17 protein-coding genes are annotated in these 12,934 nt (G+C 67.5%); 9 read left to right on the top strand and 8 right to left on the bottom strand.

All coding sequences use genetic code 11. The features are described from left to right. Positions 1-2 precede the first annotated feature (2 nt). Complete coding sequence (locus ACIA49_RS29270) at positions 3-626, top strand: class I SAM-dependent methyltransferase (RefSeq protein ID WP_396380756.1); 624 nt, start codon at positions 3-5, stop codon at positions 624-626. Here the strand turns inward: ACIA49_RS29270 and ACIA49_RS29265 are convergent. Next, complete coding sequence (locus tag ACIA49_RS29265; protein WP_396380754.1) at positions 607-984, bottom strand: hypothetical protein; 378 nt, start codon at positions 982-984, stop codon at positions 607-609. The two genes, ACIA49_RS29270 and ACIA49_RS29265, sit on opposite strands and share 20 nt — an antisense overlap. A gap of 98 nt (positions 985-1,082) precedes the next feature. Between ACIA49_RS29265 and ACIA49_RS29260 the strand changes: the two genes are divergently transcribed. Then, on the top strand, positions 1,083-1,679 hold the full coding sequence (locus ACIA49_RS29260; protein ID WP_396380753.1) for a ClpP family protease: 597 nt from the start codon (positions 1,083-1,085) through the stop codon (positions 1,677-1,679). Further along, a complete protein-coding gene (locus ACIA49_RS29255; protein WP_396380751.1) occupies positions 1,676-2,284 on the top strand; it encodes a ClpP family protease in 609 nt (202 codons plus the stop codon). The genes ACIA49_RS29260 and ACIA49_RS29255 overlap by 4 nt, the downstream gene beginning before the upstream one ends. On the opposite strand, the gene ACIA49_RS29250 is transcribed toward ACIA49_RS29255, so the two are convergent. Continuing rightward, positions 2,281-3,231 carry a serine hydrolase domain-containing protein gene (locus ACIA49_RS29250; RefSeq protein ID WP_396380749.1) on the bottom strand — a complete coding sequence of 317 codons (951 nt, stop codon included), beginning with the start codon at positions 3,229-3,231 and terminating at the stop codon, positions 2,281-2,283. The genes ACIA49_RS29255 and ACIA49_RS29250 overlap by 4 nt on opposite strands. 39 nt (positions 3,232-3,270) lie before the next feature. Between ACIA49_RS29250 and ACIA49_RS29245 the strand changes: the two genes are divergently transcribed. After that, a complete protein-coding gene (locus ACIA49_RS29245) occupies positions 3,271-3,996 on the top strand; it encodes a PIG-L deacetylase family protein (protein WP_396380748.1) in 726 nt (241 codons plus the stop codon). A 10-nt stretch (positions 3,997-4,006) separates the two neighbouring features. Then, positions 4,007-4,741: an alpha/beta fold hydrolase gene (locus tag ACIA49_RS29240; RefSeq protein WP_396380747.1), complete on the top strand. Its 735-nt coding sequence runs from the start codon at positions 4,007-4,009 to the stop codon at positions 4,739-4,741. 469 nt (positions 4,742-5,210) lie between these two features. Here the strand turns inward: ACIA49_RS29240 and ACIA49_RS29235 are convergent, their stop codons facing one another. After that, positions 5,211-6,536 carry an aminopeptidase C gene (locus ACIA49_RS29235; RefSeq protein WP_396380746.1) on the bottom strand — a complete coding sequence of 442 codons (1,326 nt, stop codon included), beginning with the start codon at positions 6,534-6,536 and terminating at the stop codon, positions 5,211-5,213. 101 nt (positions 6,537-6,637) lie between these two features. Beyond that, positions 6,638-6,799: a 50S ribosomal protein L32 gene (rpmF, locus tag ACIA49_RS29230; protein ID WP_396380744.1), complete on the bottom strand. Its 162-nt coding sequence runs from the start codon at positions 6,797-6,799 to the stop codon at positions 6,638-6,640. A gap of 50 nt (positions 6,800-6,849) precedes the next feature. Here rpmF and rpsR point away from each other — a divergent pair, with 50 nt between their 5' ends. Beyond that, positions 6,850-7,092 (top strand): 30S ribosomal protein S18, encoded by a 243-nt coding sequence (gene rpsR, locus ACIA49_RS29225; RefSeq protein ID WP_396380742.1) that lies wholly within the window; start codon positions 6,850-6,852, stop codon positions 7,090-7,092. Between the two features lie 4 nt (positions 7,093-7,096). Here the strand turns inward: rpsR and ACIA49_RS29220 are convergent, their stop codons facing one another. The 4 genes from ACIA49_RS29220 to ACIA49_RS29205 all read right to left on the bottom strand — a co-directional run bounded on the left by ACIA49_RS29220 (position 7,097) and on the right by ACIA49_RS29205 (position 10,972). After that, positions 7,097-7,447: a hypothetical protein gene (locus tag ACIA49_RS29220; RefSeq protein WP_396380741.1), complete on the bottom strand. Its 351-nt coding sequence runs from the start codon at positions 7,445-7,447 to the stop codon at positions 7,097-7,099. Positions 7,448-7,479: 32 nt separating this feature from the next. Then, on the bottom strand, positions 7,480-8,718 hold the full coding sequence (locus ACIA49_RS29215; RefSeq protein WP_396380739.1) for an MFS transporter: 1,239 nt from the start codon (positions 8,716-8,718) through the stop codon (positions 7,480-7,482). A 101-nt stretch (positions 8,719-8,819) separates the two neighbouring features. Further along, positions 8,820-9,461, bottom strand: coding sequence for a LuxR C-terminal-related transcriptional regulator (locus tag ACIA49_RS29210; protein ID WP_391543518.1), 642 nt, complete (start codon positions 9,459-9,461; stop codon positions 8,820-8,822). Then, on the bottom strand, positions 9,458-10,972 hold the full coding sequence (locus ACIA49_RS29205) for a PspC domain-containing protein (RefSeq protein ID WP_396380738.1): 1,515 nt from the start codon (positions 10,970-10,972) through the stop codon (positions 9,458-9,460). Before ACIA49_RS29205 ends, ACIA49_RS29210 begins: the two co-directional genes overlap by 4 nt. A 183-nt stretch (positions 10,973-11,155) precedes the next feature. Here ACIA49_RS29205 and ACIA49_RS29200 point away from each other — a divergent pair, with 183 nt between their 5' ends. The 3 genes from ACIA49_RS29200 to ACIA49_RS29190 all read left to right on the top strand — a co-directional run bounded on the left by ACIA49_RS29200 (position 11,156) and on the right by ACIA49_RS29190 (position 12,901). After that, a complete protein-coding gene (locus ACIA49_RS29200) occupies positions 11,156-12,451 on the top strand; it encodes a PspC domain-containing protein (protein ID WP_396380736.1) in 1,296 nt (431 codons plus the stop codon). Beyond that, entirely contained in the window at positions 12,448-12,627 is a 180-nt protein-coding gene (locus ACIA49_RS29195; protein ID WP_391543515.1) for a hypothetical protein, read from the top strand. Before ACIA49_RS29200 ends, ACIA49_RS29195 begins: the two co-directional genes overlap by 4 nt. 73 nt (positions 12,628-12,700) lie before the next feature. Further along, complete coding sequence (locus tag ACIA49_RS29190) at positions 12,701-12,901, top strand: cold-shock protein (protein ID WP_132410129.1); 201 nt, start codon at positions 12,701-12,703, stop codon at positions 12,899-12,901. The last annotated feature ends 33 nt before the right edge of the window (positions 12,902-12,934 follow it).

Genomic DNA, 12,934 nt, shown 5'->3' with positions numbered 1-12,934 from the left:
CCATGGGACACCCGCTGTTCGCCAGGCTCTACGCGCGGATGCGACCGCGGCTGGACGAGTACGGCGTCCGCGAGCACCGCCGGCGTCTACTCGCCGGACTGGCCGGTGTGGTGGTCGAGATCGGCGCAGGCGACGGCGGCAACTTCGCGCACTACCCCGCCGCCGTGACCCAGGTGATTGCGGTTGAACCCGAGCCCTACCTGCGTGGTCGAGCGGAGCAGGCAGCTCACCGCGCTCCGGTGCCGGTCCAGGTTGTGAAGGGCACTGCAGACCGCCTGCCGCTCGGGGACGGTTGGGCCAGCGCAGTAGTCGCCTCACTCGTCCTCTGCTCGGTCCCCGACCAGTCCGCCGCTCTGACCGAGGCACTCCGAGTACTGCGGCCAGATGGCGAGCTGTGGTTCTACGAGCACGTCGCCGTCGTACCGGGGCGCCTTCAGCGGCTGCTCGACGCCACCGTCTACCCGGCGCTGGCCGGCGGCTGCCACCTGCATCGCGACACCGCGGCCGCGATCACCGCAGCCGGTTTCACCATCACTGAGCTCGACAGCTTCGACTTCCCGGCCACCGGCTTCAACCCAGCCGCCCCGCACATTCTGGGGCGTGCGGTCAGGACAGCTGGCGGGTGAGCTGGAGCTCTACCGGTACGGCGGAACCCAGCCAGTGCATCTTGGCGGTGTGGTCGTTGCAGGAGCCGATGCGGAGGCCGGGGACCCCTTCGATCTGGCCCTCGTAGTCCTTGGCGGCCAGCAGGGCGACGACGTCGGACAGCTCCGGGCCGTCGAGCCACTCGATCCGGGCGAAGTCCGGGCGGGCCTGCCACATGTCGACCCAGGCGGCCGGGTCCTCGGCGAAGAGCGTCGTCCGGAGGATCATCGAGACCGCGCCGAGCAGCGTGGCGGCCGGGGTGGCCGTGCGTTCCAGCAGGGTGCGTTCGGAGTCGGACAGATCGTCCGCGACCAGGATTGCGGTATCGCTCAGATTCACAGTCGAGGAGCCTGCCACAGCATCTTGTCGGCTCTCAGCAGACTTGCCGTCAGCAGAAAAACTGGGGTACGCCGGTGTCGTGCGCCCACAGTGGAGGCATGGCAGATGAGACCAAACCACCGCTGTTCAACCCGTCCGCCCGGCAGCGGCTGCTCGACCGCCGCGTCGTCGTGCTGGACGGGGTCCTCGACGACGACAACGGCACCCTGCTCGCCACTCAGATCCTGACGCTGGCGGCCGAGGACCCCGATCGCGACATCGCCCTGTGGATCCACTCGCCGGGCGGGTCGGTGCCCTCGATGCTGGCGATCCGGGACGTGATGCGGCTGGTGCCGTGCGACGTGTCCACGCTGGCGATCGGACTGGCCTGCAGTGCCGGTCAGTTCCTGCTGTCCGCCGGTACACCGGGGAAGCGCTACGCACTGCGGAACGCGCGGGTCCTCATGCACCAGGGCTCGGCCGGTATCGGCGGCTCCGCGGTCGAGATCGAGATCCAGGCCAACGACCTGCGGCAGCTGCGCAACACCTTCCTGTCGGCCATCGCCGAGGACACCGGTCAGTCCTTCGAGACCATCCACGAGGACTCGCTGCACGACCACTGGTACACCGCCGACGAGGCCCGCGAGTACGGCTTCATCGACCACATCGTCACGTCGTTCGACCAGGTGATGCCTCTTCAGAAGGAAGCAGCATGAGTAGCTACATGATTCCCAACGTCATTGCCCAGTCCCCGCGCGGTGAGCGCGTCATGGACGTCTACTCGCATCTGCTGTCCGAGCGGATCATCTACCTCGGTACGGCGATCGACGCCGGCGTGGCCAACGCGCTGATCGCACAGTTGCTGCACCTGGAGTACGACAACAACGAGCGGGAGATCAACCTCTACATCAACTGCGAGGGCGGCGACACCACTGCCGCGCTGGCGATCTACGACACCATGCGGCTCATCTCGGCGCCGGTGGCGACCTTCTGTGTCGGACAGGCGATTGCGGCCGGTGCGGTTCTGCTGGCGGCCGGTGCGGCCGGACGGCGTTCGGTGCTGCCGCATGCACGCGTCGTACTGCACCAGCCGGCAGCGAGCGGTCGGGGCACCATTCCCGATCTGATCCTGCAGGCGGACGAGGTGGTCCGGGTGCGTGCGCAGGTCGAGTCGATCCTGGCGGAGCACACCGGACAATCGATTGAGCAGCTGCGACACGACACTGACCGGGACCACGTGCTGACGGCCGAAGAGGCTCGTGAATACGGGATCGTCGACCGCGTGGTGCAGGAGCGCACCGCCGTACCGGTGCTGAGCTAACCGGCCGCAGCAAGGATGCGGTCAGCCACTGCGGCGTGGTGGGCCTGCTCAGCAGGCCCACGGCCGAGGCGGTCGGTCAGATAGGCGTAGGCGAGCTGACGGTCCGGATCGGCCCAGCCGACACAGCAGTTGCTGCCGTTGTGCCCGAACGTTCGCGGACTGCTGAGCTGGCCGAACGCAGCGTCGATGGTCGGCACAAACACGGCTGCGACCGACTCCGGCCGCAGCACGCGTCCCGCCGTACCGATGCCGTTGTTCAGCAGCATCTGGTAGAGCGCAGCGAGGTCACGAGCGGTTGCTGACACACCTTCACCCGGTACGACGGCCTCCCGGGTACTGCGGCGGTTCACTAGCCGGTCGCTCTTCACTGGGACGTGCTTGCCCCAGAGCTGTGGCGGCAGGCCCAGGTGTGTGTCCGTCAGCGCGAGTGGCCCGAGCACCGCCTCCTGCAGCACCACCTGGATCGGATGCCGGGTGATCCGCTGGATCACCTCAGCCAGGATGAAACCGTAGGCGAGTGAACTGATCGGGTACTGCAGTGGCTCCGCCTCTATCCGGCGTACCGACTTCGCCCAGTCAGCCATCGCCCGGAGCTCGTAGCGCTGCGGACCGGCCGACCGGTAGTAGAGGACGTCGCGGACCGTGACCCCGTCCTTGCCCTCTCCCGTGAACTCCGGCCAGTACGCCGCCACCTCGTCGTCCAGATGCAGTGCACCCGACTCCACGAGCTGGTGCACGAGAATCGCGACGTACGGCTTGCTGGCCGAGAACAGCCAGAACAGGGCATCCGGTTCGCAGCCGAAGGACTGGTCGACGACCACGCGTCCGTCCCGGATCACGCACAGCTGAGCCACCCCGCGACGTGTCTGTACCTGCTCGATCGCCGTCCGCAACCGAGCAGCGTCCAAACCGACCTCTCGCGGTTCACACTCGCCGCCGAACTCCACAGGTCCAGAGTGCAGGGTGAGACAAGTAAGGTCGATGATGTGAGCGTTCCTGCAGCTGATCCCCGTCCTGACAGCGAGATCGAGCGGGTACTGGCGGTCGTCGCCCATCCCGACGACATCGACTTCGCCGCGTCCGGCACCGTCGCCGCCTGGACCAAAGCCGGGATCGAGGTGCACTACTGCATCGTCACCGACGGCCAGGAGGGCGGCTTCGAGCCGGACCGGGACCGCTCCGAGATCCCTGCAGTGCGCCGCGCCGAGCAGACCACCGCGGCCGAGCACGTCGGCGTACAGGACCTGCACTTCCTCGGCTACCAGGACGGTGCCGTCGAGCCGACGGCCGAGCTGGTCCGCGACATCGTCCGAGTGATCCGCCAGGTGCGCCCGCAGCGGCTCATCACCTCGTCACCCGAGCGCAACTGGCAGCGCCTGCCGGTCTCCCATCCGGACCACATGGCCACCGGTGAAGCGACGCTCCGCGCGTTCTACCCGGCCGCTGGCAACCCCTACGCGTTCCCGGAGCTCACCGAGGAGCCGTGGGACCTCAACGAGCTCTGGCTGGTCGAGCACCCCGAGGTCAACCACTACGTCGACATCACCGACACCATCGACCAGAAGCTCGCCGCACTGCTCTCCCACACCAGTCAGCACCGCGACCCCGAGTGGCTGGCCACCCACATGCGCCAGCTGTCCCAGCGCCGCGCCACCCTGGCCGGCTTCCCCACCAACCACTACGCCGAGCCCTTCACCGTCATCCGCCTCTAGTGTTTCCGCCATGACGATCTCGTACGACGTAGTGGGCAACGGCCCGCCAATCCTCCTGGTGCACGCAGGCGTGGCCGACCGCCGCATGTGGAGCGCCCAGGTCGAAGAACTCCGCCACACCCACCAGGTCATCACCCCAGACCTCCGCGGCTACGGCGAAACCCCGGTCGCTCCCAAGTACTCCGACGCCGGTGACCTACTCGACCTCCTGGACCACCTCGCCCTCACCCAGGTGACCGCCGTAGGAGCGTCATACGGCGGCTATGTCGTCCAGCAAGCCGCCAGCCGCCGCCCCGACCTCTTCACCCGCCTAGTCCTCATCTGCGCCCCCACAGACAACGTAGAGCCCGACGACGCCCTCCGCGCCCTCTGGTCCGAGGAGAACGCCCTCATCGAGGCAGGCGACGTAGAAGCCGCCACCGAGCTCACCGTCCAACACTGGATCGGCCCCGAAGCAGACGACACCGCCCGCTCCCTCCTCCGCACCATGCAGCGCCGCGCCTACGACCTACAGATCCCAGCCCACGACGTACACAACGAGGAATACCCCGTCACCCCCGAAACCCTCACCATGCCCGTCCGCCTCATCACCGGCGCCCACGACTACCAGTTCTTCACCGCCTCAGCGACGTACCTCCAAAACCACCTCCCCCACCCAGAGACCATCACCCTCCCCTGGGCAGGCCACCTCCCCACCCTGGAACGCCCCACCGAAGCCCTCCAGCTGATCCTTCAATGCGGATAGATACGCCGCGACAGTCCGACGTCCGGCGCCAAAGGATTCAGCCGACTGTCGTCACAGCCGACGTTCGCGCGGCGGCCCGGGTAACGACTCGGTCGGCCACGTCTCTCCCCATGGTCGCTGCACGAAATTTGAGGGGGTCTCCCCTCAAGTTGCCGGTTCTCTGCTCGTTTTTTGACCAGAGAAGGGTCAACTCGAACGGATAGCCCCTGAGTTAGGGGGTGCGCACCGAGTTGAGGGGTTGCCCACTGGGATGGGGTTGCCGACAGAAGTCACGAGCGGGCACCACACATGAGTGGATGTCCATCTCGGTGGGACCCGGGGAACTGGTCACCCCATCAAACGGCACCTGACAGCGGCGATCTCCGTGGAGTTCTCACCCACGAGCGCAGAACCGCGCCAGGAGTGATTCAACGTCCGAAGGATCGCCGACCTCGTGCAGCGATCCTTCGGACGTTGCTTGCCGGGTGACTCAGTCGGCGAGGGCGCCCATGGGGTCCCAGGCGGGGAGGACGATGGGCTCGTCGGTGAGGCGGGCCTGGAGGTCGTCGGGGAGGGCGGAGCGGCGGACGGCGATCTCGAAGACGTGCTCGCCGTACCAGGAGTCGTTCATGGTCCAGAAGCCGCTGTCGGCCTTCTCGTCGCCCCAGCTGTTCTCGACGCGCCAGCGGCGGGGTTCGCCGTCGACGACGTCGACGCCGGTGAAGAGCATGGCGTGGGTCATCAGGGTCTCGTGGTGGAGGAGACGCTCGGCCTTGTTCAGGGTGAAGGTCGTGTCGTAGACGGAGCCGAAGTCGTAGAGGTTGGCGTCCCAGATGCCGAGGTCGCCGTTCATCTGCTTGCCGACGTCACAGCCGAACCAGACCGGCTCGCCGCCGACGATGGCGTCCTGGGTGAGCTTCTTCATCAGGTCGATCTCGACGTTCAGGTAGACGACCGGCGGGGCGTCGATGACGTTGCCGAGGTAGTCGACGGTGAAGGTCTTGCCGACCGGGCTGGACTCGCGCGGGTCGTGCACCAGGCAGACGTAGTCGTCGACCGGGACCTGGACGTAGGCGGCGGCGAACTCGGCCGGGGTGGTCCAGCCGTCGCGGTGGAAGCCCTTGTCGCTGTCCTTCCACTGCCACAGGAACTTCTGCGGCGGGGTGCCGAGGTGGATGCTCAGCGCGCGGTGGATGGTGGTGAGGAGCTCGCGCTTGCGCTCACGCTGGGCTTCGGTGTCGGCACCGAGAGCGCGCAGGTCGCGGGCGCCCTGCCGGAGCAGCTTGCGGAGGGTGTCGTTCAGCTGGCCGGTCGAGGACGAGCTCTCGGTCTCGGGCATGGCCGACTTCGGCACCAGGCCGTGCTTGCGGACCAGGGCGACGAACATGTTCCACTGGCCGCCGTCACCGATCGGGTCCGACAGCAGGTGCGCCACCGTCCGGTCGTCGACGTCGCGGTCCGCGGTCTCGATGATCGCCTCGAGGAAGAAGTTCGAGCGCTCGAACTTGTCCCAGAAGAGCAGATAGTTCTGCGAGAACTCGAAGTCCTTCACACCGAGCTTCTCGGCGGCGCCGACGCGGAGCAGGTTCAGCCCGGCGAACAGCCAGCACCGCCCGCTCTTCTTCTGGTTGGTGACCTTCCAGTCGTCCAGCAGGTTCGACACCGAGTGGTCGATGGAGGTGACGACCTGACGGTCGAGTGCGATGGCGTTCACCGGCGTCTGCGTGACGGCGTTCTGCATCACCCGGTACTGCGGGTTCGACGCGAACTCCTTCTCGAAGAGCGCGAGTTGTTCAGCTGTGAGATTCCGCTCCATAAGGATCGACGGTATCTCAGCCACCAAGCCTCCACCGCCCCTGCCGGGGTGGCGAATCTGTGCCCTGTCCACAACCCGCCACCCGGTCCGTCGGGGCGGTCTCAGGAGATGAGACCGCGCTGGTAGGCACGGACCAGCCGGCGCGGTACGCGCAGCTGCTCCCCGTTCACCACGATCGGCACCAGGTCGACCGGAGCGGCCTTCCACTGGGCCCGCCGCTTGCGGGTGTTGGACCGGGACATCTTGCGTTTCGGGACAGCCATGGCATCATGCTAAATGAAAACGACATTCAATACCAAGGGAGCCCACAGCGATGGCGCGACGACCACCGGTCACCGGCAAGCGCAAACCCAAGCAGAACCCGCTCGACCGGGACGGCATCACGTTCATCGACTACAAGGACACCGCCCTGCTGCGGAAGTTCATCTCCGACCGCGGCAAGATCCGCTCCCGCCGCGTGACCGGTCTGACCGTCCAGCAGCAGAAGCAGGTCGCCCGCGCCATCAAGAACGCCCGCGAGATGGCCCTCCTGCCTTACACGTCGACCAACCGCTAGAGCATCACCAGAAGACGGCGATAGCGGCATTGAGCACGGTCAGCCCGCCGATGGCGAAGAACGTTCCTCGTGTCAGCGCGGGCTTCTTGCGGTAGGCGAACACCAGCCCGGTGATCACCAGGAGGACGACGAGCTTCACGCCGACCTTCGCGTTGTTCACGGTGAAGTCGTCGTCCTTGATCCCGGAGGCCAGCCCGACCAGCAGTACGCCGGTCACCAGCTGGGTCAGCGCGCCATGCAGCATCGCCGCATTCACCACTGGGGTCTTCGTCTTCAACTGGGTGAAGAACCCACCGAACAACGCCGCGAAACCAACCAGGTGCAGGAACGTCAACAGGTGATGCACAAAGTCCATGCGGTCACCTTACTGATCCGAGTCCGCTCGACTCACGAGAGTTCTCCCGTAGCGTCCGAAGGCCCGCCGTACGTGGTCGGCGTGTTTTCGGACGCTACGGATGTACGGCGCTCCACTAGGCCTACTGAGATGGCGCCCAGGCCGCCGACCAGGGCGAAGGCGTAGAAGCCCCAGGGGAATGCCAGGCCGGCGGAGAGTAGTGCGCCACCGAGGATCGGGCCGGCGATGGCACCGAGCCGCCCGACACCTGCGGTCCAGCCGAGTGAGGTCGCTCGGTTCGCGGCTGGGTACATGCGGCCGACATATGCGTAGACGAGCACCTGTGCTGCGAAGACGAAGACACCGGCCAGCAGTACGACGGCGTACAGGATGACGCTGGGGAGCCGGATGCTCAGCAGGGCCAGAGTGATCGTCGCACCGGCGAACCAACCCAGCGTGACGGGCCGTAGTGCGACCTTGTCGGCAATGCGGCCAGCCACGAGCAGTCCGGCCACTCCGCCGAGGTTGAGTACCAGCAGCAGGCTGAGCGCCGCACCGAGCGGGTAGCCCGCCTCACGCATGATCTGCGGCAGCCACGTGTTCAGACCGTAGACAAGCAGCAGTCCCATGAACGACGTCACCCAGAACGCCAGCGTCGGGCGCCGGAACTCCGGGCGCAGCAACGACTTCACCGACTCCAGCGCCGGACTGGCCGCCTCACGGGAGAACGACGGGGACTCCGGCAGATAGCGCCACATCAGCGGCAGCAGTACAAGCGCAGGCGCCGCACCGATCACGAACATCGCCCGCCAGCCCAGCGACGGGATCACCAGGATCCCCAGCAGTGCAGTAACGACAGCGCCGACGTGGTACCCGGTCATCACCAGTGTGGTCGGGCCGCCGTTCCGTCCGTGTGGCGAGTACTCCGTCACCAGAGTGATTGCCGTCGGCAAGCAACCGCCCAGGCCGAGACCAGCCAGGAAGCGCAGTACGCCGAAAGTCCCCGCATTCGGCGCGAACGCGCACAGCAGGGTGAGGAACGAGAAGCCGGCCACAGCCAGCAGTAGTGCGCGCCGACGGCCGATCCGGTCGGTGACCGTCCCGATCGTCAACGCACCAACCGTCATACCGGCCAGGCCGGCTGTCGAGACTGCCGCAGCGATCGACGGTGTGTAGCCCCAGACCTTGTCACCGAGCAGCACCGGGGTGATCGTCCCCAGCACCACCAGGTCGAATCCGTCCAGCAGGACGGCACTCCAGCACAGTGCTCGAACCCAACTGCCGCGCGACATCGGACCTCCGGTCAGCCGGACGGGCGGATCCCGGCCATGCTTCCCAGAAAGGTCCCGGTACGACGCTCTGCGCGCCAGCCCGCCTTCCGCTCAGTGGAAGGTCAGACCAGCCGACGGTCGGTCGCCCAGCGGGTGAGCTCATGGCGGTTGGACAGCTGCAGCTTGCGCAGTACCGACGAGACGTGGGTCTCGACCGTCTTCACCGAGATGAAGAGCTCCCGCGCCACCTCCTTGTACGCGTAGCCGCGGGCGATCAGCCGCAGCACCTCGCGCTCACGCTGCGAGAGCCGGTCCAGGTCCTCGTCGACCGAGGCGATGTCGATCGCCCCGGAGAACGCGTCCAGCACGAACCCGGCCAGCCGCGGCGAGAACACCGCGTCGCCCTCGGCGACCCGGTTGATCGCGTCGACCAGCTCGGTCCCGCTGATGTTCTTGGTGACGTAGCCCCGCGCACCGCCCCGGATCACGCCGATGACGTCCTCGGCGGCGTCCGACACCGACAGCGCGAGGAACTTCACCTCAGGGTGCCGCTGGTGCACCTGCTTCATCACTTCGGTACCACCGCCACCGGGCAGGTGCACATCGAGCAGTACGACGTCCGGCTCGGCCGCGACGATCGCCTTCACCGCGGAGTCGACGTCGTTGCCCTCCCCGACGATGTCGACCGACGCACCGATCTCGCTGCGCACCCCGGCCCGGAACATGTCGTGGTCATCGATGACGACAACGCGCCTGCTGCTCATCTGTCCATCTCCAGTCGCACTTCGGTCCCTGTCTCCGGATCGGAGCGCACTGTCGCGCGCCCGCCGTGCCGTTCCATTCTGCCCATCACACTGTGTCGCAGGCCGAGCCTGTCGTCCGGTACGCCGTCCACGTCGAAGCCCTTGCCGCGGTCCCGGACGAACATCTCCGCCCGGTCGCCGTCCACCTCGACGAACACGTCGATCTTGGCCGCACCGGAGTGCTTGGCCGCATTCACCATTGACTCACGGGCTGCCCTCACCATGGCCGACAGCGGCTCACTCATCTCACAGTCGCCGACCGTCACCACCTCGATCGGCACCCCGTGTGAGTCCTCGACCTCGGCAGCGGCCCGCTTGGCCGCTCCGGACAGCGTCTGGTCGGTCTTGTCGTCCTCGTCGTACAGCCAGGACCGCAGCTCGCGCTCCTGGGAGCGGGCGAGCGTCGCGACGGCCTTCGGGTCACCGGCCTGCTTCTGGATCAGGGCGAGCGTCTGCAGCACCGAGTCGTGCAGGTGCGCAGCCATGTCAGCACGCTCCTGGGACCGAATGCGCTCCGCGCGCTCGGAGTTCAGGTCTCTGGTCAGCCGCTGCACCCACGGGCCGGCGATAACACCGACGCCGATCACTGCGAGGACCAGGGCGATCAGCACGTTGCCCAGCTGCGCCATCTGGCCGTTCTGCACCAGGAAGACGGCAACCGCCGTACCGACCAGCATGACGCCGACCGCCAGTCGGGCGAGCGACTTCCATCCGCCCTTGCCGAGCAGTACGCCGACGACCGGGATCCCGACGCCCTTCGTCCACTCCGCCTTCTGGCCCTCGTCCGCCTGCCGCCAGATCAGCGCCAGACCGGTCCCGGCGAACACCAACGGCCAGAACATCTTCCCGGCGATACCGATGCCGGCGACCTGCAAGAGGAGCAGTACGGCGGCTCCGACGACCACCAGCGCGGTCACCTGGCCGGCGCTCTTCTCCTTCTTCCGCGCCTTCGCCTCAGCCACCGGTGGCGGTTGCTCGTCAGAGCGCAGCCCACTCCGCGTGTGCGCGGCCAGACCAGGCGCGGCAGGAGCAACCGGCGTACCGAGGGGCATCAGGAACCACAGCGCGGCATAGATCAGCACGCCGAAGCCACCGAAGACTGTGGCCGCGATCAGGATCAGCCGGACCAGAGTGTCCGAGATACCGAGGTGGTCCGCCACGCCACCGGCCACACCGGCGACGACACGTCCCTCGGTACGGCGGTAGGCCCGGCGTACCGGAGGCAGTTCGTTCGGACGGCTCTGACCACCGGCGGGGCCAGGGGGCGGCGGAAGGGCTCCGGCTGACGCCCCAGCGGCGGCGGCCTGCCGCGCGGCGTAGGCAGCGTACGGGCCTTGGTACTGCCTGGGACCCTGCGGTCCCCAGCCCTTGTAGCGCCACGGCTGCTCCGCGTCGGGGGCAGGCGGTGCCTCGGCTGGGGCTCCGTGACCGGAGGTCCCACCCGTCGGCGCGGCGGAGGCTGGCTGACTCATCACCACGATCGTCTCAGGCGGACAGGGCCGACACCAGCAGGCTTGTCCCCGACCGGCTCCTCAACAGCCCACTCTGAGCGGTCAGGGTCCCCTCGGGGGAAACCCCGACCGGGCCGCCACCCGGGGGAGGTCAGGGGAGATCCCCGATGTCTTGGCGACCGTCAAGGCGTCAGTATCGATGTCATGGAGCAGAACTCGAGTGGACCCGGAGGGTTCGACCGCAGCCGCCTGCAGAACGTGCAGAACTGGCAACGCAGCCGGTCGGACCGGATGCTGGCCGGTGTCTGCGGCGGGGTCGGCCGGGCGCTCGGCATCGACCCGGTGCTGATCCGGGTGGTGATGGCGGTGCTGATCATCAGCGGCCCCGGCGTCATCTTCTACATCGCCGCCTGGGTCCTGATGCCGGACGAAGGCTCCGACCGCTCCCCCGCGCAGGGCCTGCTCGGCGACCGCGTCCGCCCGGATCACCCGTGGCTGGGCCCGATCGTGGTCGGCGTCGCCGTGTTCGTGGCCATCGCGATGATGTCGTCGTTCAACTTCGGCCGCTTCGTGCCCGGACCGCTCATCGTGCTCGCGATCATCGGAGTGGTCGCCTACCACCGCAAGGGCGGCCGCCGCGGGCGCAGCAACGCCCGTAGTCAGTGGTCCGGCCCGTCCGGCAGCTGGACCCACGGACAGCCCGGCTGGACGCAGACCCAGCCCCAGACACAGACCCAGCGCCCAGTCCAGGACACCCCGGCGCCCGCTGCAGCCAGTCAGCGCCCGCAGGACCGTGTGAGTGAGCCCGTCCAGCCCGTCTGGACCGAGGCCGACCCACTAGGCCTGTACGTCGACGAGCCGCCGGCCGCACCTCCCTCCACGACCCGTACGGCGGAGCCACCGGCCAAGGGGGTCCGTGGCGTGAAGTCGATCGTCGTACTGCTCACCGGTGCCGCCATCGGCATCTGCGCACTAGTGGGCGTGGCCACACCGACCATGCTGATCATCGGAGTCGCGGTTCTGGGTGCCGGCATGCTGCTGGGCGGTTTTGTCGGCCGGACGGCCGGACTGCTGCCGCTGGGCCTGCTGCTCGCCGCTGGTGCCGTGCTGAGCAACCTGTTCCCGAGCGTCCCGCACAACTTCGCCGACGTGAACTACGTGGCGCCGGCCGGACAGGTGATCGACGCGACCAGTTCGACGTACAACTTCGACGCCGGAACCGTGCATCTGGACCTGACCAAGGCCACGTTCGCACCGGGCGCCAAGGTCGACGTCCACGGCCGGGCCGGGGACGTGGTGGTCAAGCTGCCGCAGAACGTCGACGTGGACGGACAGCTGAACGCCGAACTGGGTGAGCTGGACGGACTGACCAGCAAGCAGAGCGGTCATGGTGCACAGTTGACGCTGAAGGACCTCGGCGCCGACCAGAAGGCCGGACCGGAGCAGGTGGTCCTGGACCTGGACCTCAAGCTGGGAACGATCAGAGTGGAGCGGGGATGAGCAAGCCGAAACCGGATGTGGCCGGCATCATCGCCGGTACCGTGCTGACCGGTGGCGCGTCGATCTGGATGCTGAACGACCACGGCGTCCTGCAGACCAAGGACCTCGGCCTCACCGGCGCCCTGCTGCTCCTTGCCGCAGGCATCATCGGCCTGGCCGCGTCCCACCGCGGTTAGGGCTCGGATAAGCTGAGGTCCGCTATCCGAGGGGCCTCGGTACGACGGGGCCCCGTGGTCACAGGAGTTTCCGATGGTGCGCGGCACCGTGAAGTGGTTCAACGCCGACAAGGGCTACGGCTTCCTCGCCGTGGACGGGCAGGACGACGTCTTCGTCCACTGGAGCAAGATCGTCTCCGACGGGTACAAGACCCTCGAGGACGGTCAGCCCGTCGACTTCCAGATCATCGACGGTCCGAAAGGCCGCGAGGCGGAAGCCGTCACGCCCGTTTAGGAACTGCGTGTCGGGACTGCAGCCGGTAACCTG

Source organism: Kribbella sp. NPDC051587, from assembly GCF_044453945.1.
Lineage (GTDB): Bacteria > Actinomycetota > Actinomycetes > Propionibacteriales > Kribbellaceae > Kribbella.
Note: the sequence above shows the minus strand (reverse complement) of the source record. Positions and strands in the feature narration are given on the sequence as shown.